This window comes from Bacillus alveayuensis (genome assembly GCA_030812955.1).
Taxonomy (GTDB): Bacteria; Bacillota; Bacilli; order Bacillales; family Aeribacillaceae; genus Bacillus_CB; species Bacillus_CB alveayuensis.
This window is the reverse complement of the sequence record JAUSTR010000004.1, coordinates 72095-93885: the sequence shown is the minus strand read 5'-3', so window position 1 is coordinate 93885 and position 21791 is coordinate 72095. Positions and strand designations below refer to the sequence as shown.

Sequence of the window (21791 nt, the reverse complement as noted above, 5' to 3'; positions counted from 1 at the left end):
TTTAATATGCTTTTTTCAATAACTCTAGGAAACTATCAGCATTTGGTACACGTGGATTATTACGAATTAATCTTTCAATCGGTAATGCTTTTTCCGCTATTTCTCGCAAATCTTCTTCTTTTACCCCGATTTCAGATAATTTCGTAGCCAAACCTATATCTTTGACAAGTTGATGAACAAAATCAATGGCTTTTTGTGCCGCTTCAGCTGTTGTTAAATCATCTGTTTGAATGTTAAAGCATTGTGCAATTTTGGCTAATTTTTCTGGCACAACTCCTGCATTATACTCCATCACATGAGGCAACAGCATTCCTGTTAGTTGTCCATGCGGTGCTTTTGTTATACCACCTATTGGATAGGCTAGTGCATGAGCTGCTGCTGTTCCAGCATTTGAAAACGCCATTCCCGCTAATAAGCTGCCTAAAAGCATATTATATCGTGCTTCTAAGTTGCTTCCTTGCTGCACTGCTAACAATAAATTTTCTCCAATTAAACGAATCGCTTCAATGGCTAAAGCATCACTAATTGGGTTTGCACCTTGGAACAGAAGTTCACCTTCTGCTTGAATATATTTAAAATCTTTTGCCGTGTAAGCTTCGATTGCGTGTGATAGAGCATCAATACCTGAACATGCTGTTATATATGGTGGTAATCCAATTGTCAATTCAGGATCACAAAGAGCAACTGCTGGACGTAAATGATTATCTGATATACCGACTTTAATATTATTTTCCGTATCATTTATAACAGCAACAGATGTTACTTCTGAACCTGTTCCCGCTGTTGTCGGGATGGCAATCAGTGGAGCAATTGGACCTGGCACAAGATTTTCTCCACCGAGGTAATCGCGAGGATGACCACCATATTTGACTAGCAATGCCATGATTTTAGCTAAATCAATACTGCTTCCCCCACCTAAACCGATAATAACATCTGTGTCCATTTTGTTTTTAGCAAACTCGTAGCATTCGACAGCGGTTGAAACAGGTGGTTCGGGCAGTGTTTGATCATAAACGGCAAAAGTATAATTTGCTTCTTCTAATAAATCTGTAACAACCTTTAAAATCCCCGCATTTTTAATCCCTTGATCCGTTACGATTAAAACATTTTTCGCATGATATCGTTTTAATATTTTATCTAATTGTTTAATTGCCCCGTTTCCAAATACAATATTTTTAGTTGAAAAGTATTCCCATGTGTTTCTCAATCTTTTGCTCCCCCTTACTGTTCTAGATCGATGACAACGATTTTTTCTTCGGTCATATCTTCAATGGCATATTTTGGTCCTTCTTTTCCAAGTCCGCTATCTTTTACACCACCGTAAGGCATAATATCTGCTCTATAAGTTGATACATTGTTAATGATGACACCGCCAAACTCAAGTTCTTGCGCAGCTCTCATGGCAAGATTTAGATCAGATGTGAAAATCCCTGCTTGAAGCCCTAAGTTTGAATGATTTGCCTGTTTAAATGCATCTTCAATATCACTGTATTTTATAATACTTATAACGGGTGCAAAGATTTCTTCACAAACAACTTTCATATTAGGTGTCACATCCGTTAATACTGTTGGGTGAAGAATCGCACCTTCTCTTGTACCACCGTATACAACTTTTGCCCCTGCTTCTTTAGCCTCTTTAATCCAATTTTCGGCCCGAATTGCTGCTTGTTCTGAAATCATTGGACCTACATCGGTATCAGGCAATTCTGGATTTCCGACTTTTATTGTTTTCGTGATCTCAATCGCTTCTTTCACAAATTCATCATAAATATCTTCATGAACGTAAATACGCTGAACGGATATACAAGCTTGTCCTGAATTTCCATATCCTTTCGTTACACATAATTTCGCCGCACGCTTTAAGTCTTTTACATCATAATGAACGATATTTGGTGAGTTATTTCCTAGCTCTAAAACGACGCGGCGAATTCCTGTCGTGCTTTTAATATGTCTTCCAACAGGAGCACTACCTGTAAATGAGTACATGGCAACAAGCTCTTCTTCTAGTAAATATTGACCCGTTTCTTTTCCTAATCCGTTAACGACATTAACGAATCCACCAGGAAGTCCTGCTTCCATTAAAATTTCAACAAGCTTCATATGAATAATTGGTGTTACTTCCGCCGGTTTTAAGACAACGGTATTTCCCGCAGCAATCGCTGGAGCAATTTTGTGGGCCGTTAAATTAAAAGGGAAGTTAAATGGCGTAATCGCCCCAACCACCCCAACTGGTACCCGAATTGTAAAGGCCATTTTATTGTCTTCACCTGGCTGCCCTTGAATTGGAACACCTTTTCCACATATACGTTTAGCTTCTTCGGCTGAAGCAACAAAGGTTTGAATCCCGCGGTCAATTTCCGCACGTGCATCCTTCAACACTTTTCCGGCTTCATGAACAATCGTTAACGCGAGCTCTTCTTTACGTTCTTTAAAAATTTCAGCTGCTCTCATTAAAATCTCATAACGTTGTTGTGTTGTTAACTTTTTCGTTTTAAATGTCTCATAAGCATTGGACACAGCATCATGAACGACTTGTTTCGATGCTTTCGTTACGTATCCGATTACTTCACCTGTGTATTTATGATAAACAGGCAGCAGCTCTTCACCTTCCACCCATTCTCCACCAATTAAATTTCGGTAAATAATCGGATCTTGTTTTGTTGTCGTCATTTTACATTCTCCTTTCTTAATCAACAAAATTTCCATGTTCATCAAATTGAATTTCTTTCAGATCTCCCACAATTTCTACATAATCAAGCTTTTTCACTTCATCTAGCAGACTTTCAGAAACATAAAGAGTTTGAATTTCTAATGTATTGGTAATTCGCACAAATCGAGTGTCTTCATCTCTAACTCCCCAATTAGCTCTCATTGCTGCTTTCAGAGCTTCACGATCATTTTTTAAAACGATCGGAATACTTGCTCTGGCTAAAAATGAAGAAGTGATAACATTTTCATTCATCGCTTCCCGATTAATTTTTTTAAATAAACGCTCGGTCGTTAAGTCTGCTAAACCAATTCCAAGCGCATTTCCATGCGAAGCCTCGCTTACATCACCAGCAATGATATATTTAATATTTGGTGATTTCGGTTCTTCAACTCCTAGAATACGAATTCTCCCGATAATATTTGTATCCATTCCTGTGCCACTAAAATTTTTTCCAATTTCATCTACGTATAAAATATCAATATCTGAAACAGGCAAACTAGGCATATAAGTTTTTGATAATTGAAGCAATGCTTTTTCACGATCAACAATTTTTTCTGGAGGAATTGCTTCAATTACTGCTGTATGTTCATGGGCATCTTCAACGATCCCAATGCCAAATAACACCTTCCCTGAGTGAATAACTTTTTCACCAACTTTAGGCATCAAATCTCGAATTCCATATACACCAAATGTATGAATTGCCTGAGCTTGCTTATGTTTTCCAAGACCAATTGAGGCCATTTTTAAAATTCCGCTCTCAATGTCTGCTTTAAAGTCCGTGTGAGCTTTAATTCTCCCCATGACGATTACCCCATCTGCACTATGGGCAATTTTATCCATATAAACTGGGAGCCCGTCATCGGTTTTATCAATTTGAACAACTTCCATCGACGATTTTATTGGTGCATCAATATACTCTTCTGTAATTCCCAAACTGTGCAGCACTCCTTTTTGACCTTCTGCTGTTGCTCCACCATGACTTCCCATTGCAGGTACAATAAATGGCTCTGCCCCGAATGATTTTAACTTTTCAACTGTATATTTAATGATATCGGCAATATTAGCTATTCCACGACTACCTGCTGTTATAGCAATTTTCATCTGTGGCTGAATTTTTGTACGGATTTCTTCTTTTTCAAGCTCTGCAAAAACCGTTGCACGAATATCTTGTAATTGATGATCTGGAAAGTTCTGTTTAATTTTAATAATTTTCGGAAACCCCATCGATTACTCGACTCCTTTTTTTACTTATTTTCCTATTAGTGACGGTAGCCACATCGATAGCGATGGTGTATAACTAATGATTAAAATATCAACAATTAATATGAATAAGAAAGGTAACAGGGATTTTGTAATCTTTTCTAATGTTGTATTGGCAATTTGAACTGCAACGAATAAATTTACTCCTAATGGTGGTGTAACCATTCCCATTGCTAAGTTAACAACCATGATAATGCCAAAGTGAACAGGATCAATGCCAACAGCAACCGCAATTGGTGTTAAGATAGGTGCTAAGATAATAATGGAAGATGCTGTTTCAAAAAACATTCCAACAACCCATAATAAAAGATTAATTAAGATTAAAAACATGATTGGACTATCTGTAAACGATGTAAAGGCCGATGCAATTTCTTGAGGAACACGCTCCCTTGTCAAAATCCACCCAAATAGTCCAGCTGTTGAAATAATGATCATAATAATTGCTGTTGTGATCGCCGAATTATAAAAGACTTTGTATAAATCTTTTATTTTTAATTCACGGTAAACGAAGCACCCTATAACAAATGCATAGACAACAGCAACTGCTGCAGCTTCTGTAGGTGTAAAAATCCCACCATAAATTCCGCCAAGAATGATAACTGGCATTAACAATGCTAAAAATGCTTTTCGAAAAGCCTTCAACCGTTCCGCTGTTGTTGCTTTTGCTTCTCCTTTATAACCTTTCTTTTTCGAAATAAGGAATACAACAAGCATTAACGAACCAGCAATTAAAAAGCCTGGAATAACACCTGCAATAAATAATTTACTAATAGACACTTCCGCTGTTACTCCATATAAAATTAATGGAATAGAGGGAGGAATGATAACGCCAAGTTCACCAGAAACAGCTTGTACACCTCCTGCAAAATTACGGTCATAACCTCGTGCAATCATAGCCGGAATTAAAATCGATCCAATCGCAGCTGTAGTTGCTGGCCCTGAACCTGAAATAGCTGCAAAAAACATAGAGGTCACAACAGCCACAATGGCCAATCCCCCGCTTAAACTTCCTACTAACGTATTCGCGAAATTAACTAACCGCTTGGAGATCCCCCCTGCTTCCATTAAGTTACCTGCCAGAATGAAAAATGGAATTGCCATCAATGGAAATAAATCCAGTGAACCAAACATTCTTTGAATTACGACAAGCATTGGCATATCAGCTGTATTCACTGCTAAAGTTGAAGCTATCCCAAGAGAAAAAGCGATCGGTACACTTAAAGTAAATAAAATTAGTAAGCTAACAATTACGATCGTAATCACGATTGATCCTCCTTTGTATAAAACTCAATTAAGACAGCGATTGAATTCATCATCATCAAAAACGCTCCAACAGGTATAGCAGCGTATGCATAAACCATCGGAATTTTCATTGCAGGCGATTGCTGCATTTTCACATGCTCTAACATATCCATCCCATACATCATCAATACAATAAAAAAACCGATATTCACAATGTGAACAACTGTTTTAAAGATTCTCCTTACATTTGGAGTTAGCCGCTCAGTCAACGCTTCCACTCCAATTAATTTATGTTTTCTTAACGCGAGCGAGGCTGCTAAAAATACTAACCAAATCATTAAATACCGCGCCAATTCTTCTGACCATTCTATTGAATTATGTAAAATAAATCGTGAAAATACTTGTATGGAAATGACCCCTGACATCACAACTAATATCAAAACTGATAAAAAACCAATGATTTTATTCAAATAATCTATAGCTTTTAAAATAGCTGACATGCTTTATCCCCCTTTTTGGAAAAACAAGATTGATATATTTTTAATAAAACACTAAAGAAATCATTTTTCTTCACTGTTTTATTAAAAATGACTCCTCCACGTTATTTAGTGGAAGTTGAAGAACAGTGCAGACTGTTCTTCAACTAATAGGAACGAATTATTTCGTGTTTATAATGCTATCGATTAAATCTTGGCCAAATTGCTCACTGTATTTTTCATATACAGGTTGAACGGCTTCTTTAAACGGTTCGATATTCGGCTCTTCAATCACTTCCATACCTTTCTCTTTCAATAGCGCAATGCCTTCTTCATCCATTTTCGCAACAACTTGGCGCTCATAATCACCAGCTTCTTTTGCAGCTTCTAGGAGAGCTGTTTGTAAATCTTCTGGAAATGAATCAAATTTGCTTTTTGAGATGATTAACATAGATGGATTATAGAAATGACGAGTCATCGTTAAGTATTTTTGCACTTCATAGAAACGAGAGCTCGTTATAACTGGTACTGGATTTTCTTCCCCATCTACAACACCTTGTTGGAGGGCAGGAAATAATTCTGGGAACGCCATTGGTGTTGGATCAGCACCCATTGTTTTAAATGAATCCATATGGATGTCGTTTTCCATTGTCCGTATCTTTAATCCTTTCAAATCTTCAGGCTTTTCAATTGGACGTACATTATTTGTTACGTTGCGGAACCCATTTTCCCACCATGCTAAACCTTTTAAGCCTTGTGCTTCTTCAAGTTTTGCAAATAAATTTTGACCAATTTCACCATCTAATACTTTATGTGCATGTTCGGCATTACGGAATAAGAACGGCAAATCTACAACTGTAATTTCAGGAACAAAACCACTCATCGGACCTGTAGAGGTTAAAACAAGATCAACACTACCAATTTGTAGTCCTTCAATCATCTCACGTTCTCCACCAAGCGCACCATTAGGAAATATTTCAACTTGGAATTGACCATTTGATTTTTCTTCTAATAGTTCTTTAAATCTCTTTAAACCTTCTTGATAATGAGATTGATCTGATAAAGTGTGGCCTACCTTTAACGTAATAGTTTCCTTATTTCCTTTTTCTCCACTTCCATCACTGCTGCCACCTTCCGTTGAATTTTCCCCTCCACAAGCAGCTAGGACGAAGATAAGCATGACAGACATAAAGAATGCTAGAAACTTTTTCATTTTTCTCCCCCTTATCCAATTCAATTAATAAACTCCTTCACCTTGATTAATGAGTTGTAGATTGAAAAACGGTCTCCAAAAGCCCCAGCTTTTGTAATAATAGGTAAATCATTTGATTCTGAATCTGCTATTTTGCAAATCGGGATCCCTTCTTCAGCTTCACCTATAATTTTTAGAGCTTTTATTTGTAATTGAGTACAAGTATAATAGGCAATATCACCTCCAGTTAAAAATAAGCTTGCAAATGAGTGTTTTTTTATAAGCTTTGAAGCAAGAAGTCCAAGATGTTTAGCGATTTGATTCCCTGCTTCTTCTTTTGATAGAGCATTTTTTTGTAAATATTCTGCGAATTCATTCCGGGCTTCAGTTGAACTATTCGTTGTGATAACTAAATGTTTATTTTGTTGAATAATCGTTGCGGCTTTTAACAACATGTTTGGCAAACAATCTGTTGAAAAGTTTTCATCTAATAATTCATTTGGATGTAAGGTTAAAAGCGCGTATCCTTGACTTTTCAAATAGTCAACTTGCTCTCTCGTTTTTTCACTAACACTTCCAGCGACCACTAGATTAGGGTGTTTATTTTTAAGTGATTGATTCTGCATCATATTATCTTCGTCTTTAAACCGTTTGGCTAAAGAAGACATCAAACCCGCAGAACCTACCCATAATATTCGTTTAAAGACTTGTTCCGTCTCTGAAATAATGGTGTCAAAGTCATCATCCGTTATACAATCAAAAGTGAAGCACTTTTTCCCAAAGTCAGACATATTTTTAAGTATTTTGGATAATTTATTTTTTTTTATGAACTCAATATTAATGTGAGTAACCTCTTGCTTCATTTGCAGTTCTAATTCTTTTGAAACAACTGAATGATGGACTGGTGTTTTCGGATCTTTTGCAAATTCTGTATCCGTTAATAGCTTTTGATGAACAAGATGATACCCACCAACTGTAATCCTACCATTTTTTGGATATGCCGGGACAACTACTGCACAATCAAAATCTATGTTTTCTATTAATGTTTCAATTTCTGCTCCGACATTCCCACGCAAAGTCGAATCGATTTTTTTATAGTAAAAAGAAAAATCTAACTTATTTATTTGAGAGGCAAGATTTTTTAACTTTTTCCGTGCCTCATTTACTTCTAATGATCGCGTTTCAGTATTAATTACATAGACATGTCGCTTTTGGTTTGACGCAAAATGAAACGGTTCTTGTATTAATACTTTTGTATTTATGCCCGTTTTTGCAACTTGAAGAGCTGTATCATTTGCTCCAGTCAAATCGTCAGCTAAAATTATTGCATTTTTCATCTTCCCCCTCCCTTCTTGAAAACGTTTTAAATAAATTCTAGTCTGAATTTTTGTTAAATTCAATACGTTGATTAAAAAAAACGCTAAAATAATGTTGCAAATAACAACATTATTTTAGCGTTTTCAATTTCCTCCATAAAGTTGAGCGATTAATGCCTAATCGTTTTGCTGCTTTAGACTGATTATATTCTTCATCTTCAATTACCTTTAAAATGATTTCATTCACTAGTTCATCTAATGTTTTGTTATCTAATGATACATGAATTCCATTGTTTTCATTCGGTTTTGTTTTTAACCCTTTAATAATACTAATCACATCATCCATTACAATAAACGGTCCATCTGAAGCAAGGCACATTTGCTGAACAACTTTTTCTAATTGTGCAACATTGCCTGGCCAGTCATATTCATATAATTCATGCAAAACTTCATCCGATAATCCTGCAATCTGCTTACCAAGCTTCGCATTAACGGTTGCTATAAAGCTTCGAATCAAATCTTCCATATCTTCTTTGCGCTTTCGTAAAGGAGGAAGTTTTAAAGTATATGAATGGATCGTATTATAGAGTTTAGGGCTTAATTCCCCTTTATCCACTTGCTCTGCAAGATTTTCACACGTTGTAACGAGAATTCGAATATCAAATTCTACTTCCTCTTCAAAAAAAATAATCTTCTTTTTTTCTAATTGTTCTGCTAATTTGTCTTGCAAATGATATGGAATGGCTCTTATGTTGTCAAAACAGATTGTCCCTCCATTGACTATTTCGAAAATGTTACTATTATTCATACTTTTTCCGAACAATAATGTTTCTAATTCTTCTTCACTATAATCTTGACAATTCAATAAATAAAATGGTTTATTTCGCCGTTTACTTTCAAGATGAATTGCTTGAGCAATCGCTGTCTTGCCCGTTCCTTTTTCGCCAATAATCAATACTGGTAGATTGGACTGACTAATTTGTTTAGATGCAGAAACTACTTTTTTCATTTGTTCTGAGTGAACTACTAAATGGCTGAACTGAAGAACAGGTCGGTACATTGCAGAAAAATTTTTTCCATTCCCATTCATCATAACTTCATTTGACTTTCTTAGAATAATAGCTGCACCTTGTAAATGGCCATGATGAAATATTGGAAACTTTTCAATGTCTAATACGTGATCACCAATTAAAACACTCTGGTAACTTTCCTCTTTATGTGAATGCATAACTTTTTTAAAATTTATGAATGGGAAATCATCTACAAGTTGTTGATTTAGCATTTCAGAACGGTCAACATCTAAAAATTTCGCAGCTTGCTCATTAATTTCTATACAATTGGCATCTTGATCTACAATGATGATACCTGCTTTCGACTTTTCAACTACCGCATGATAGGAATTTTTTATTTTCTTCTCTTTATCCAAATAATATACAAGCTCTTTTGCCCTTTCGATTGCATCAAAAACAGCTTCTTTCCCTGAAGTAATTAACATACTGTTTATACCATGATGTTTAGCAACATTCGTTGTAATCACATCACCAATAATTAGGTCAATACCTTGAGCTTTCGCTTGATAGATGGTCGGTTTAATATCTTCTTCTGAGTTTATCAGAAAAGATTGAACATCAATTCCTAACAGGAGACCGACAGATTCTGCTCCTTTCACAATATTAAAAAAGCTCATAACTCCTACTTTTCCTGTATATCCCTGGATTAATCTTAATGTACGCAAAATATCATATCCAGAGATTTGTAGTTCGACAACAGGTAAGTGGATTTTTTCCTTAATGACTCTTGCTGTTGCACCACGGCTAATGACAACATCATAGCCTTCTGATTCTAAAGATTTCGCAATCATCAAACCTTTATATAAATTCCCCACCCTTACATCAATATCCATTTCTAACTCATTTGCTGCTTCTTCAAACAACTCTCCTAGCCCTTCATATGGTGCAATAACCAACATTTTTGTCATTTCTTGCACTCCTATACTTTGAATAATTTCAATTTTAAATTCATTTTAAGCGATAGTGTTTAATTACACAACACACTCAATGTAAACATTTGATGAAGCTACTAAGTTTCTTTTCCTTTGTACCCTTTTTTCCAAACATAATCATAAATTTTTTTGAGTGGAATTTGATGACGGTCAGCAATATTTTTACAATCTTCATACTCTGGAGATTCTTGGACAATTTGTCCATTATAAATCCCCTGTTTAATCTTTACGACTCCCCAAGGTGTTTTTCTTTCCACAAATCTCCTCCCCAATCTATGTACTGTAACCGGATAATACCTTATACCTAATGTTGTTGTTTCTTCAAAAATAATCCTTTTAATGTTTTCTAATATTTTTTGATCACATAATACTTGCATCATATAAGCAGGGCGATTTTTTTTCATAAAAATGGGAACGTAAAACACATCATTTGCCCCTTCTTTCAATAACTTGTCCATTGTATAACCTAGCCATTCTGACGAAATATTATCGATATTTACTTCTAATTTAATCATGTTTACATCTTCATGTTCTTCCATATGGTCAAAAAAATTTTCCATATTTTAACTCCCTTTCAAATCTCTTGTAATTAAATAAACTATGTAAAAACGTTCCCTTGACAAAGTTTTATAAAATGAAAAACCCCTTCTTCTGGTAACGTGTACGCGCAATCAAACACGACCAAATAGAAGAGGTGTTCACTTTTATGATAGCGAATCAAAACTAAGTAAGCAATTATAAAAGGCTGTTTTCGTAAACTTTGTTGCTTTTCAACTGTCCATGAACCGAGCAAAGCACGTGGTCGGACAAATTACATTTGTCCGACCATCGCCTTTTGTTCAGTTCACGTCACACTAAAGTGTGACATAGCAAGGGCGTCGCTTGCCTGAGCAGTTGAGCAACAATCTTTGAGAAAAGAGTCTTACAAAAAGACCTTGAGGGCACATCATTCTGATGCAATGTTGATGTTGAGATCTAAACAAACGCTTTCTTTACCTTTTCAAATAAAAATAAAACATTAAAATTTATGGACAAACGAAGAGTTTACAACAAATGCCGTGAATATCAATGTAACTCTTTCTTTACATATTTAGCATCCTACAACATGATTTTATCTTCATGTCATTTTTTATTACATAAATTACGTTTTTTTAAAAAAATCTACTTGATTTTTTCGGAAATTCTATATATGATAATAAGCATAACAAATAATGTTATAAAACATAACATAAAGGAGATGAGAACGTGAAAAAGATTGAGGCAATCATTCGGCCCGAACAATTTCCTCTCCTCCGCACAAAACTAGAAGAAGTTGGTATTAACGGGCTAACAGTTTCAGAAGCTGCAGGCTGTGGGCAGCAGCGAGGCAGGCAAGGTGTTTTTCGCGGTACTTCCTATGAGATTAAACTTCTTCCAAAAGTAAAGGTAGAAATGGTCGTTGAAGAAGAATTCGTTGATGAGATTGTCCAAATCATCCAATCAACCTGTTCGACGAATACAGTTGGCGACGGGAAAATTTTTATACTTCCTGTTGAAAATGCTATTCGCATTCGCACAGGTGAATCAGGAAAAGAAGCAATCCTTTAAAAAAATGTCAATATTTTTGAAAGGTGTGAAAATATGAAAAAGAAAGTGTTCTCACTTACTACTGCTAGCTTTTTAGTAGCCACTTCTGTTTTTGCTGAAGAGCCTACAGTCGAATCGATCCGTTCTTCATTAGACATGACATGGATCATGATTGCTGCACTTTTAGTCTTCTTTATGCATGCGGGATTTTCTATGGTTGAATCTGGGTTTACACGAGCGAAAAATGCATTGAATATTTTGATGAAAAACTTCTTAACGATTTCAATCGGTTCTATTCTTTATTTTTTAGTTGGTTATGCCCTGATGTTTGGTGAATCTCAATATGGATTATTTGGGACAAAAGGGTTTGCTTTAATTGGTGAAGGTGATCAAGTTGGCTTTTTTGTTTTCCAAGCTGTATTTGCTGCCACTTGTGCAACGATCATTTCAGGGGCTGTAGCAGAGCGTATGAAGCTTTCCAGCTATATGCTATTAACCGTTGTGATGACAGGCTTTATATATCCGATTGTCGGTCATTGGATTTGGGGAGGCGGCTGGTTATCTGAACTAGGATTTATTGATTTTGCTGGTTCGACTGTCGTCCATTTAACAGGAGCTTTAGGAGCTTTTGTTGCAGTTCTCTTTTTAGGTGCACGAATCGGTAAATATACGAACGGAAAAGTTAACGTCATCCCTGGTCATAACATTCCTCTCGGTGCATTAGGTGTTTTTATTCTTTGGTTCGGTTGGTTCGGATTTAATGGGGGTAGTTCTTTAGCAGCCGACCCAGAACTTGTCCCTCACGTGATCGCAACAACATTATTAGCTGCTTCATCCAGTATTGTCATCACTGCTCTTTATACTCACCTACGCTACAAACAAATCGATGCCTCCTTAACTTTAAACGGTGCCCTAGCCGGATTAGTCAGCATCACAGCTGGATGTGCAAATGTTTCATTTATAGGATCCATTGTAATCGGTGCAGTCGCTGGTGTTATCTTAGTTGAGTCTGTTCAATTTATTGACAGAGTCGCAAAGCTTGATGATCCAGTCGGAGCGATTAGTGTTCACGGAATTTGTGGGATTTGGGGAACAATAGCCATTGGATTTTTTGACGTTTCAAATGGATTATTCTATGGAGGTGGCGCTTCATTACTTGGCATTCAATCACTTGGCGTATTAGCCGTAATAGCTTGGACGATCGTAACATCTTTTATTTTCTTATTCCTTTTAACTCGTTTTTCCTCTATTCGCGTCGATGAGGAAGTGGAAATTCAAGGGCTCGATTTCGCTGAGCATGGATCAAGTGCATACGAATTACGCGAAAGCTATCTTTCGCAAAATACAGAACAATCAAACAACTCTTTCGGTGCTGGCTTAATTGAACGGCTTAACAATCTGCATGCTTCTGCCAAATCAAATAAATATACTGTACATTAATGTCGCCTGTTCATTAAAACTATTTTCCAATACCCTCACCTCATTCCTTGATAGATAAGAAAAGAGGCTATCCTTCTAGACGGCCTCTTTCTTACGTTTAGTCAAGTATTTTTGAAGGCTGCTCTTTTGCTTTTCGACTGTCAGGCAAGCGATACGCTTGCTATGTCAATCCAGCTAACATGATGCAAGGTTTGTGTACAAATCACAGAAAATGGTGAAGAGACAAAAATTTAGGGAAATATTATTAATTTATTGTTATTTATTTGTAAATTTTCTTTAAATCCTTTTTTTTGTTACATTTTTCTCTTGTAAAAAGTTTAAATTATTATTTTAATCATTTTCTTGCAACAGTTAAGGAGGAGTTTATTCAGAAAAAATTTTTCTCATCAGGTACAAAAGAACCAAAAGGGTCTAACCCCACAATAGTGGGATAGACTTATGAGACATCCTCTTATCTTTATTCAATGTTTATGCGATATGCTTCAAACCAAACGTGGATTTGAGCTAAAAAGGCTAATAGCTGAGGCCCTGTCATTAATTGGCCAAACCATGGTGTTTGAAATGTTTTTCCTTCAGATTGAATTAACGCTCTCAGCTCCTTTTGATCAAACAATTCGTATAACACAGAGTCTTTCTTTTGTAAAATAGATTGAAGCCATTTGACGACAAGTTTTGTATATTCAGGGTGGTGAGTTTTCGGATATGGGCTTTTTTTGCGATATAATACTTCATCTGGCAAAATGCCTTTTAAAGCTTTACGTAAAATTCCTTTTTCTCGGTTTTCATGCATTTTCATTTTCCAAGGAATGTTCCAAACATATTCTACTAGCCGATGATCTGCAAATGGAACGCGCACTTCCAAGCTCGCTCCCATGCTCATCCGATCTTTCCTCTCTAGAAGTGTCGTCATAAACCAAATCATATTCATATAAAAAAGCTGTCTTCGTTTTAATTCCAAAGGTGATTCTTCTTCTAATACAGGCGCTTCTACTAAAGTTTCATACCATTTCATTTGCGAATATTCTTTTAAGTTCAAACGTTTTTGCCAATGTTTTTTTAATAATTTTGTTCGTTCATCTATTGAACGCATCCATGGGAAGCCTTGTAATGCTAAATCTTCTTGACGATGAAACCAAGGATAGCCCCCAAAAATTTCATCAGCACATTCTCCTGATAAACTGACAACAAAATCTTTTTTTATTTGACGGCAAAACCATAATAATGAAGAATCAATATCTGCCATTCCCGGTAAATCACGGACAAGAACAGCTTCTTCTAAATATTGAATGAGCTGATGCTGCGATATTACACAATGATGATGAATCGTCCGAAAGGTATGACTCATCTTTTCAATCCATAAGGCATCCGAATTCGGCTGGAACTCATTTGCTTTAAAATACTTGTCATTTCCTTCATAATCAATCGAATACGTATGCAGCTGACCCTTCCCTTCTTTTTCAAACTCTTTAGCAGCAATTGCAGTAATAGCGCTCGAATCTAAACCTCCTGAAAGAAACGTACAAAGTGGTACATCCGATACAAGCTGTCTAGTTACGGCGTCTGTCAATAAAAATCGAACCTTCTCGACTGTTTCCGCTAAAGAATCGGTATGAATGTTACTTTTAACATTCCAATAACGCCAAATACGAATCCCTTCGCGTGAGAAAGTTAACGCATGAGCTGGACGCAATTCTTCAATTCCTTTAAAAACACCAGAACCAGGTGAATGGGATGGACCTAATGCAAAAATTTCTGCTAATCCTTCATCATCGACAACCGCTGATACTTCTGGATGGGCTAAAAGGGCTTTTAATTCGGAACCAAACGTTAATGATAACCCTTTTTGAGAGAAAAACAATGGCTTTACACCAAGACGATCTCGAGCTATAAATAGCTGTTGCTTTTTTGAATCCCAAATCGCAAATGCGAAAATGCCATTTAAATAATCGACACATTCCTCCTTCCATTCCATATAAGAGGTTAATAATACTTCCGTATCAGAATGTCCTTGAAAGGTGTATCCCCTTTTGTACAGTTCATGGCGAATATCTTCTGTATTATAAAGCTCCCCATTGTAACAAATCGTATAGGCCTCTTCTCCCTTGAACCGAGTCATCGGCTGTTTTCCGCCATCTCGGTCTACCACAACTAGTCGTTTATGTCCGAACAGCACATGATTTTCTCCCCAAATATTCGTATCATCTGGTCCTCGCTTCGTTAACGTCTCAGTCATTTTACTAATGATATGTTTTTCTTTCCGTAGCGTTTTTTCGAAATTTACGATTCCTGCAATTCCACACATAAACACCATCTCCTCATTCAAGTGAAAGACCTCACAAATTCCATGGTATTAGTGTATGCATGTGCAAAAATTACTTGAATTGTCCATCATGAATAAATCCTCTTCTTTTTGGAGACAACGTTGTTAAGAAGCATTAGTCGCGGAGGTGGTTTCGATTTTATCAAATGTAAAACGTCAGCTATTACAACTACAAAAACGTTCATATATGATTGGGATTGTACAGAAATATGAGCCCGACTTAGTATTATTTGATCATGAGGATGAACAAATACTTTTTCAAAACGTATTAGAAAAGGATCTCGATATCTACATAAACGGAAGATGGGAAAAAGGAAAATGGGTAGGAGGAAGTTTCGTTCAAATAGGAAGTGTAACGTATGAATTACAGGATGGCGAAAAAATTCGTGTCAAAAAGAATTTAGCCTATTCGTTTCAGCAAGTTTTAGAAGAACTTTCAGATGAGAGCTTTACGATGTTTGTCAAGCATTTAAATCACCTTTCGTTTTCCATTTATGACTTATTATATGGACATAATCAATTGCTGTTTCAAAAAAGGGGTGCTTCCATTTACGTTTTCGATAATGGGGAACAAATTTGTGCGGTTCAACATTTCTTCAAGCGCAGCGGCTTGATCTCAGACCGATTTGAATTTACTTTAAGCACTGGGGAAAGAAGCATCATTACTTCATTAACTGTGTAGCTTTACCTAATTTCTCTAATCGAAAAATGCTGCCGTTCAAAGCGGCAGCTGTTAAAATAATTGAAATCCTAATGGTAAGCGGAAGCCAACTAAAATGACAAGTACAAGCATAATCCAAAAACTGATGGATAAACCTTTTGATAAATTACCTTTTTGTTTGCGTACTAATACCATTTCCATTAAGCCAATTAATACGATCGCTAATACAATTTTTCCAATATATTCCCCTACATAATTTGCTATTTGAAAAACATTAAAACGAATGACAAGCTCTAATCCAGTTGCAATGACGATTAAATAAAAAAGACGAACCGCCATATGTATACGTTTTGAATATTTACCTAATGCAATGAAATATAAAATGAGCAAAATTACCCAAGTTGTAATGTGTAAATGGGTCATGTCATGATCCTCCTTATTCAAAGCAATTCCTTTTCTATCTTATCAGAATTATAATAAAAAAAGGCTGTTTTCGTAAACTTTGTTGCTTTTCGACTGTCTATGAACCGAACAAAGCACGTGGTCGGACAAATCACATTTGCCCGACCATCGACTTTTGTTCGGTTCACGTCACGCTACACGCGTGACATAGCAAGCGTTTCGCTTGCTTGACAGTCGAAAAGCTATCGTATAGTAAAGCAACAATCTTTTAGAAAAGAGCCTAAAAAAATAGTTTTTAGATTCATTGATTTTATCCATAACCTTTTAGGCTATCTTATAAGGAAAGGCGAAACCATATGATTTCGCCTCAGACTGGTGACAAACGCTTGCATTCTTTGTTACTTCGCACTCTTCGGATGCTCATTACCGTACTTGGTAACTCCGCTCCTCATCGTGCTCGTGCCTCGAATGGCAATCGCTTTCATTCAGTCTGAAAAATTCCTTCTTTGTATATAGACTTTATCTACAAACTAAGGCGAAACCCATTATGATTTCGCCTTTACAGTATTGCGCAATGTCCCGATTCCTTCGACTGTTATTTCAATGATATCACCGGATTGTAGTAGTTTTGGTGGATTAAACCCTTTTCCAACTCCAGCTGGAGTACCAGTTGCAATAATATCACCTGGTTCAAGTGTCGTTCCTTGAGAAATAACAGAAATAATTTCTGGAATCGGAAAAATCATTTGCTCCGTATTTGCTTTTTGACGGATTTCTCCGTTTACTTTTGTTTCTATGTTTAGTTGATGTGGGTGCGGTATCGCTGATTTATGAACGAGAAAAGGTCCCATTGGACAAGATGTGTCTAAGCTTTTTCCTAGTAAATATTGTTTATGGCGATTTTGTAAGTCGCGGGCTGTTACATCATTAATTATGGTGTAACCGAACACATAATCCATCGCATCTTCTATTGAAATCCTTTTTCCCTTTTTCCCAATGATAACGGCAAGCTCTCCCTCATAATCAAGCTCATTAGTAACATGAAGATGTGGATCTATTTGTTCTTCATGAGCAATCACTGTCGTCGGTGTTTTAGAAAAAATCATGACATGCTTTGGTATATCTTCTACTGTTCCCATCTCTAAAGCATGATCTCGATAATTTTTTCCAACACAAAAAATATTTTTCGTTGGTCTAGGAATCGGCGCCAATAGCTTTATATCCGCTAATGGATAAACATATGATTCACGCTCTTTTTCTTTTTCTACTAATTCCATTAAAGTGTCGATCTGATGAACAAATTTATCACCTAGTTCAATACATTGCAGCATGGAAGAAGGTGTAAATTCTTCCTCGTATAGTTTCTTTTCTGCTTTTTGGATATCAATGACATAGTTATCGTCATAAATCAGTCCAATAAATGTTCTTCCATGTAGTTCAGCTGTTACAAATTTCATTGTCTTCCCCCATTACAATAAAGATTTTTGCATTAATAGTAGCATGAAAAATAATAAGTTCCTAGTTTTAATATTCGCCAACACTAGACAAATTTCCTTTAAAAGCAGCAAAGAAGTTTGAATATTTTTAAAAGGACCAGAATATGTCAAGAACGATATACTTCAATCATCATTTAAGGAGGCCGAAAAATTCCTAGATTTTAATCCTCAAAAATAAATTCCCACTGTGAAAAATATGTAAAAATATGACTTTTTTTGCTTTAGTTCACTATTTGTTTTATTGTATAATAAGAATAATTGAAAACAAAAAAGGTTGGTTCTTGTTATGACGATGCAAAATATTGAACAATTAAGAATTAAATTGATTCAAACAGCTGATAAATATGGATTGAATTCAAGTCAAACGCTTCAATGCAGTCAAGAGCTAGATGCTTTACTTATAAAAGAAATGCTGTCGCAAATAAATATCTTAAAAAAAGAGAAAAAAGAATAGTGATCGATATGTTATCTTGCCGAAAGCTCCTCCCTTATTCTTTTCTTTACCGTTTTTTATTTTCCCATTCATAACCTTTTTTTATCCTTATTCCGTTTCACATCTTTTTATCTCCTACATAAAATGATGTATCAAGAACATTAGCCTATTTTAAAGGGTGTCTAATAATGCCAGCGATTGTAGGAGCTTTTAAAGTAAATAGTGTAGGAACAAGCAGTGTTCTTCATATCGGAGACGTTCTAAATATTTCCCCTTATAGTGAAGTTAAAACGTTCGCAGGCGCTGGTTCATTTAATACAGGGGATGGACTAAACATTTTCAATCAAAACAGTGTAACGAACACGTATGACCGCGACCTAGTTGACCAGCCAACGGTTTTGAACGCATAGGAGTGGGATTATGAACTTCTATATCCATCAAACGATCCAAATTCAATATTTGCGCGTAGGGGCCGTAAGCAATTCTTCTGTCCTTCAAATTGGCAGTGCGGGCATGATCAAGCCTCTTTCCAATCTTTATAATACAGGAGGGTTTACAAAGCCTGCTCCCTTGCCAAAAAAGCAAGCTGGAGTAGTTGAGGAACTGCCTGTAACGCCACCTTTTTTTCCACTTCAACCCCCTAGCAGCACTTAGGTATTCACCCATTTATTCACTCTGCATATAATACGATAGAACTTTTTATGCAGAGTGGGGTGAACTGTTTATGTCCTTTGATCCATACAATTTACAACACTACTTAGACCAGCTATATAGATATATTCAATATCAGAACGAACGAATGAATCATTTAGAGAAAACTCTGCATATCCTTCGAGATCAAATCGATGAATTAAAAAGGAAACCGTATACAAATATTGAAAAGGTAGAATATAAGTTTGACCAACTAAAAGTGGAAACGTTAGAAGGGGTATTAAATATTGGGTTAAACCCTACGGATCCAGAGAGCATTGATCAATTTGATGTTCAACAAAAAGAACTTAAAGTAAGTGCCATTCACAAAGAAATAAAAAATCAAATTTATCAACAATGCAAGGAAAATATTTTCCATTATTTAGAGGAAGATTGTCCGAAAAAAATTGAGGAGCTTGCTCAAAAACATCAATGTAAATTTGACAAAACGTATCAAAACATCATGATTGAGGACATAAAAAAACAAATTGACGGAAGAATTCAGTATTACATGCAGACACTCCGCCTTCACGAAAGTGTAGATGTAAAACAACAAGTTCAATTTGTAGAAGAGAAAGTAAAAAAGGATATAGAAAATTCAATTACACATTTTCTTAAATATTTACCTAAAGAAATGAAAGGTGATTCATAAATATGAACTATACCGTTGTCAATAAAGATTTGAATGTAGGAATAGTGAGAGTGATGAGCGTTTCCAGTTCATCTGTCTTTTTAATCGGCGACACAAATACAATATCATTATCTTCTATTTTTGATACGCCACCTGAAGCTGTTGTCATCGGACCTTTAGTACCACTTTCACCAGAATAAATGCATTTAATCAACCGCATCTCCAATATACGGGTGGCGTATATTAATATCATGGGGTTTAGTTCGATATTTCAAATTGGAGATTCTAATAAAATTACACCTGAAGTAAAAGTCTTGGCTGTCCAAAGAGAGCATGAGTTATATTTTGGAAATGAAGGGGATTTAAAGCAATTCCCAATATATAGAGAAAAAATTCCACAGCCTGTTTTTGATGAACCATTTCATAGTGCATACTTTAATGAAGCTCCTTCCATTCATGTAGATTCAATCAAAATATTAGCGGTCTCCGCTTCATCAGTCGTTCATTTCGGCTCGACAGATGAAGTAAGCTCCGTCGCTAGAGTTAAACACATTCGCCAATTAGAAGAATAGTTTCTATGTTTGGAACCAATCATCACTAACCACATATAATACAAGTAGTAGTTACGGAAGAAAAGGATGTTCGATATGCCTGCAATTGTAGGTCCAATTAAAATTAATTCAGTTTCTGGCGGCGTTGTGAACTTTGGCGATTCCTTTTATTTATCGCCAAAAAGCGCTTCTAAATCCATTTCTGGATCAGGAAGTGGAAATACGGGTGACTTCCACATTGTCAATAATGGATTTAGCATTTCAAGCGGAGTAGATCCAGATGTTAACGATCAAAATCAGACAGCCAACGCTTAAGTTGATTCCATCTCTTTTAACAAAAGTTACTATAACATGTCATTGAAAAGAACCATTATTCCATAAGAAAGGTTGTTCAATATGCCAGTAATCGTAGGTCCGGCTAAAATTAATGCAGTATCTGATGGCATTATTAATTTCGGCGACTCCTTTTACCTATCACCGCTATCAGAAAATAAAGCTATTTCCGGCTCAGGTGATGGAAATGTTGGGGATTTCCTCAATATTAATAACGGCATAAGTATTGTAAAAGGAATAGACCCCGACCTTCTTGATCAAAACCAGACAGCTAATGCATAATAGGCTGTCTGGTTCTCTTTTAAAAAGGACCTTTTGTATTGTATAATAAAGCAACAATCTTTTAGAAAAGAGCCTTAATAAAAAATGGTTTTGAAAAGAAAGGATGATATAGATGGGAAAAACATTGCCTCCTGGACAATTTGAAACAAATAAATGGCCTATTCTTCATGAAGGAGATGTATACAAATTCCAAGAGGAGAATTGGAATTTTAAACTTTTTGGCGATATAAAAGAGGAAATTACTTTATCATATCAAGATGTGATGAATTTACCGAAAACCGTTGCAACGATTGATATGCATTGTGTGACGACATGGTCAAAATTCGATACAACCTTTGAAGGGATTGCCTTCCGTGAATTTTTAAATTTCGTGGAACTCGAAAAAGATGTCAAATACGTGAAAATTTATGGCTATTTAAACGGAGACCGTTTTGGCTACTCAGCCAATTTACCCCTTGAAGCTTTATTAGGTGATGATGCTTTATTTGTATACAAATGGAAAGACCAAAATCATGATTGGCAAGAGATATCTCCTAAGCATGGCTACCCGCTTCGATTCATTCCACCAGCTTCTTTCTATTTATGGAAAGGGGCCAAATGGGCATCAGGAATTCGCTTTATGAAAGAGGATGAAGCAGGCTATTGGGAGAAAAGAGGCTACTCCATGACTGCCAATCCTTTTAAAGAAGAACGATTTTCCTAAACGACCATCACCAATAAAAAATTTTATAAATACGCAGCACTTCTCATGCGCTAATCCGACAAACCTATCACATTTGTTCTTAAAA

24 protein-coding genes are annotated in these 21791 nt (G+C 36.0%); 12 read left to right on the top strand and 12 right to left on the bottom strand.

The annotated features are described in order from the left end of the window. Nucleotide 1 precedes the first annotated feature (1 nt). The 9 genes from J2S06_RS07365 to larC2 form a co-directional block, all read right to left on the bottom strand. Complete coding sequence (locus J2S06_RS07365; protein ID WP_044895265.1) at nucleotides 2-1207, bottom strand: hydroxyacid-oxoacid transhydrogenase; 1206 nt, start codon at nucleotides 1205-1207, stop codon at nucleotides 2-4. A gap of 14 nt (nucleotides 1208-1221) precedes the next feature. Further along, nucleotides 1222-2670, bottom strand: coding sequence for an aldehyde dehydrogenase family protein (locus J2S06_RS07360; protein WP_419151852.1), 1449 nt, complete (start codon nucleotides 2668-2670; stop codon nucleotides 1222-1224). Nucleotides 2671-2686: 16 nt separating this feature from the next. Beyond that, nucleotides 2687-3934, bottom strand: a complete 1248-nt coding sequence (locus J2S06_RS07355; RefSeq protein WP_044895264.1) for a nickel pincer cofactor-dependent isomerase, group 22 — start codon at nucleotides 3932-3934, stop codon at nucleotides 2687-2689. Nucleotides 3935-3958: 24 nt separating this feature from the next. Further along, a complete protein-coding gene (locus tag J2S06_RS07350; protein WP_419151851.1) occupies nucleotides 3959-5233 on the bottom strand; it encodes a TRAP transporter large permease in 1275 nt (424 codons plus the stop codon). After that, nucleotides 5230-5712 carry a TRAP transporter small permease gene (locus tag J2S06_RS07345; protein ID WP_419151850.1) on the bottom strand — a complete coding sequence of 161 codons (483 nt, stop codon included), beginning with the start codon at nucleotides 5710-5712 and terminating at the stop codon, nucleotides 5230-5232. The genes J2S06_RS07350 and J2S06_RS07345 overlap by 4 nt, the downstream gene beginning before the upstream one ends. Nucleotides 5713-5869: 157 nt before the next feature. Next, a complete protein-coding gene (locus J2S06_RS07340) occupies nucleotides 5870-6901 on the bottom strand; it encodes a DctP family TRAP transporter solute-binding subunit (protein ID WP_419151849.1) in 1032 nt (343 codons plus the stop codon). A gap of 20 nt (nucleotides 6902-6921) precedes the next feature. Further along, the gene (locus J2S06_RS07335; protein WP_419151848.1) at nucleotides 6922-8217 is read right to left on the bottom strand and encodes a four-carbon acid sugar kinase family protein; all 1296 of its coding nucleotides are present in this window, start codon (nucleotides 8215-8217) and stop codon (nucleotides 6922-6924) included. 109 nt (nucleotides 8218-8326) lie between these two features. Further along, on the bottom strand, nucleotides 8327-10174 hold the full coding sequence (locus J2S06_RS07330; protein ID WP_419151847.1) for a sigma-54-dependent Fis family transcriptional regulator: 1848 nt from the start codon (nucleotides 10172-10174) through the stop codon (nucleotides 8327-8329). Nucleotides 10175-10275: 101 nt separating this feature from the next. Continuing rightward, a complete protein-coding gene (gene larC2, locus J2S06_RS07325; RefSeq protein ID WP_419151846.1) occupies nucleotides 10276-10758 on the bottom strand; it encodes a nickel pincer cofactor biosynthesis protein LarC2 in 483 nt (160 codons plus the stop codon). A 685-nt stretch (nucleotides 10759-11443) separates the two neighbouring features. Between larC2 and J2S06_RS07320 the strand changes: the two genes are divergently transcribed. Beyond that, nucleotides 11444-11785, top strand: a complete 342-nt coding sequence (locus J2S06_RS07320) for a P-II family nitrogen regulator (protein ID WP_419151845.1) — start codon at nucleotides 11444-11446, stop codon at nucleotides 11783-11785. Between the two features lie 33 nt (nucleotides 11786-11818). Further along, nucleotides 11819-13204 carry an ammonium transporter gene (locus J2S06_RS07315; RefSeq protein WP_419151844.1) on the top strand — a complete coding sequence of 462 codons (1386 nt, stop codon included), beginning with the start codon at nucleotides 11819-11821 and terminating at the stop codon, nucleotides 13202-13204. Between the two features lie 457 nt (nucleotides 13205-13661). Here J2S06_RS07315 and asnB read toward each other — a convergent pair whose 3' ends face one another. Further along, nucleotides 13662-15515: an asparagine synthase (glutamine-hydrolyzing) gene (gene asnB / locus J2S06_RS07310; protein ID WP_419151930.1), complete on the bottom strand. Its 1854-nt coding sequence runs from the start codon at nucleotides 15513-15515 to the stop codon at nucleotides 13662-13664. Nucleotides 15516-15651: 136 nt separating this feature from the next. On the opposite strand from asnB, the gene J2S06_RS07305 reads away from it, so the two are divergent. Then, complete coding sequence (locus J2S06_RS07305; RefSeq protein WP_419151843.1) at nucleotides 15652-16206, top strand: DUF2777 family protein; 555 nt, start codon at nucleotides 15652-15654, stop codon at nucleotides 16204-16206. 51 nt (nucleotides 16207-16257) lie between these two features. On the opposite strand, the gene J2S06_RS07300 is transcribed toward J2S06_RS07305, so the two are convergent. After that, nucleotides 16258-16608: a YisL family protein gene (locus J2S06_RS07300; RefSeq protein ID WP_419151842.1), complete on the bottom strand. Its 351-nt coding sequence runs from the start codon at nucleotides 16606-16608 to the stop codon at nucleotides 16258-16260. 524 nt (nucleotides 16609-17132) lie between these two features. Beyond that, complete coding sequence (locus J2S06_RS07295; RefSeq protein WP_044896191.1) at nucleotides 17133-18044, bottom strand: fumarylacetoacetate hydrolase family protein; 912 nt, start codon at nucleotides 18042-18044, stop codon at nucleotides 17133-17135. Between the two features lie 325 nt (nucleotides 18045-18369). Between J2S06_RS07295 and J2S06_RS07290 the strand changes: the two genes are divergently transcribed. The 9 genes from J2S06_RS07290 (at nucleotide 18370) to J2S06_RS07250 (ending at nucleotide 21706) form a co-directional block, all read left to right on the top strand. Continuing rightward, nucleotides 18370-18537, top strand: a complete 168-nt coding sequence (locus J2S06_RS07290) for an aspartyl-phosphate phosphatase Spo0E family protein (protein WP_326946928.1) — start codon at nucleotides 18370-18372, stop codon at nucleotides 18535-18537. Nucleotides 18538-18704: 167 nt separating this feature from the next. Beyond that, nucleotides 18705-18926 carry a spore germination protein gene (locus J2S06_RS07285; protein WP_044896190.1) on the top strand — a complete coding sequence of 74 codons (222 nt, stop codon included), beginning with the start codon at nucleotides 18705-18707 and terminating at the stop codon, nucleotides 18924-18926. Nucleotides 18927-18936: 10 nt separating this feature from the next. Then, entirely contained in the window at nucleotides 18937-19170 is a 234-nt protein-coding gene (locus J2S06_RS07280) for a spore germination protein GerPB (RefSeq protein WP_044896189.1), read from the top strand. A gap of 70 nt (nucleotides 19171-19240) precedes the next feature. Continuing rightward, nucleotides 19241-19858, top strand: coding sequence for a spore germination protein GerPC (gene gerPC / locus J2S06_RS07275; protein WP_044896188.1), 618 nt, complete (start codon nucleotides 19241-19243; stop codon nucleotides 19856-19858). A gap of 2 nt (nucleotides 19859-19860) precedes the next feature. Beyond that, nucleotides 19861-20037: a hypothetical protein gene (locus J2S06_RS07270; RefSeq protein ID WP_044896187.1), complete on the top strand. Its 177-nt coding sequence runs from the start codon at nucleotides 19861-19863 to the stop codon at nucleotides 20035-20037. Then, nucleotides 20038-20409 (top strand): spore germination protein GerPE, encoded by a 372-nt coding sequence (locus tag J2S06_RS07265; protein ID WP_083979400.1) that lies wholly within the window; start codon nucleotides 20038-20040, stop codon nucleotides 20407-20409. It abuts the gene before it with no gap. Nucleotides 20410-20484: 75 nt separating this feature from the next. After that, nucleotides 20485-20703, top strand: coding sequence for a spore germination protein (locus tag J2S06_RS07260; RefSeq protein WP_044896186.1), 219 nt, complete (start codon nucleotides 20485-20487; stop codon nucleotides 20701-20703). A gap of 81 nt (nucleotides 20704-20784) precedes the next feature. Further along, nucleotides 20785-21003: a spore germination protein gene (locus J2S06_RS07255; protein ID WP_044896185.1), complete on the top strand. Its 219-nt coding sequence runs from the start codon at nucleotides 20785-20787 to the stop codon at nucleotides 21001-21003. Nucleotides 21004-21115: 112 nt separating this feature from the next. Next, nucleotides 21116-21706 (top strand): molybdopterin-dependent oxidoreductase, encoded by a 591-nt coding sequence (locus tag J2S06_RS07250; RefSeq protein ID WP_044896184.1) that lies wholly within the window; start codon nucleotides 21116-21118, stop codon nucleotides 21704-21706. The last annotated feature ends 85 nt before the right edge of the window (nucleotides 21707-21791 follow it).

What these genes read in the sequence shown, in the direction of transcription:
- J2S06_RS07250 (WP_044896184.1), top strand. Translation starts at nt 21,116, where the DNA reads ATGGGAAAAACATTGCCTCCTGGACAATTTGAAACAAATAAATGGCCT.
- J2S06_RS07360 (WP_419151852.1), bottom strand. Translation starts at nt 2,670, where the DNA reads ATGACGACAACAAAACAAGATCCGATTATTTACCGAAATTTAATTGGT.
- J2S06_RS07295 (WP_044896191.1), bottom strand. Translation starts at nt 18,044, where the DNA reads ATGAAATTTGTAACAGCTGAACTACATGGAAGAACATTTATTGGACTG.
- J2S06_RS07285 (WP_044896190.1), top strand. Translation starts at nt 18,705, where the DNA reads ATGCCAGCGATTGTAGGAGCTTTTAAAGTAAATAGTGTAGGAACAAGC.
- asnB (WP_419151930.1), bottom strand. Translation starts at nt 15,515, where the DNA reads ATGGTGTTTATGTGTGGAATTGCAGGAATCGTAAATTTCGAAAAAACG.
- J2S06_RS07265 (WP_083979400.1), top strand. Translation starts at nt 20,038, where the DNA reads ATGCATTTAATCAACCGCATCTCCAATATACGGGTGGCGTATATTAAT.
- J2S06_RS07330 (WP_419151847.1), bottom strand. Translation starts at nt 10,174, where the DNA reads ATGACAAAAATGTTGGTTATTGCACCATATGAAGGGCTAGGAGAGTTG.
- J2S06_RS07335 (WP_419151848.1), bottom strand. Translation starts at nt 8,217, where the DNA reads ATGAAAAATGCAATAATTTTAGCTGACGATTTGACTGGAGCAAATGAT.
- J2S06_RS07355 (WP_044895264.1), bottom strand. Translation starts at nt 3,934, where the DNA reads ATGGGGTTTCCGAAAATTATTAAAATTAAACAGAACTTTCCAGATCAT.
- J2S06_RS07345 (WP_419151850.1), bottom strand. Translation starts at nt 5,712, where the DNA reads ATGTCAGCTATTTTAAAAGCTATAGATTATTTGAATAAAATCATTGGT.
- gerPC (WP_044896188.1), top strand. Translation starts at nt 19,241, where the DNA reads ATGTCCTTTGATCCATACAATTTACAACACTACTTAGACCAGCTATAT.
- J2S06_RS07315 (WP_419151844.1), top strand. Translation starts at nt 11,819, where the DNA reads ATGAAAAAGAAAGTGTTCTCACTTACTACTGCTAGCTTTTTAGTAGCC.
- J2S06_RS07300 (WP_419151842.1), bottom strand. Translation starts at nt 16,608, where the DNA reads ATGACCCATTTACACATTACAACTTGGGTAATTTTGCTCATTTTATAT.
- J2S06_RS07270 (WP_044896187.1), top strand. Translation starts at nt 19,861, where the DNA reads ATGAACTATACCGTTGTCAATAAAGATTTGAATGTAGGAATAGTGAGA.
- J2S06_RS07255 (WP_044896185.1), top strand. Translation starts at nt 20,785, where the DNA reads ATGCCAGTAATCGTAGGTCCGGCTAAAATTAATGCAGTATCTGATGGC.
- J2S06_RS07340 (WP_419151849.1), bottom strand. Translation starts at nt 6,901, where the DNA reads ATGAAAAAGTTTCTAGCATTCTTTATGTCTGTCATGCTTATCTTCGTC.
- J2S06_RS07280 (WP_044896189.1), top strand. Translation starts at nt 18,937, where the DNA reads ATGAACTTCTATATCCATCAAACGATCCAAATTCAATATTTGCGCGTA.
- J2S06_RS07290 (WP_326946928.1), top strand. Translation starts at nt 18,370, where the DNA reads ATGACGATGCAAAATATTGAACAATTAAGAATTAAATTGATTCAAACA.
- larC2 (WP_419151846.1), bottom strand. Translation starts at nt 10,758, where the DNA reads ATGGAAAATTTTTTTGACCATATGGAAGAACATGAAGATGTAAACATG.
- J2S06_RS07260 (WP_044896186.1), top strand. Translation starts at nt 20,485, where the DNA reads ATGCCTGCAATTGTAGGTCCAATTAAAATTAATTCAGTTTCTGGCGGC.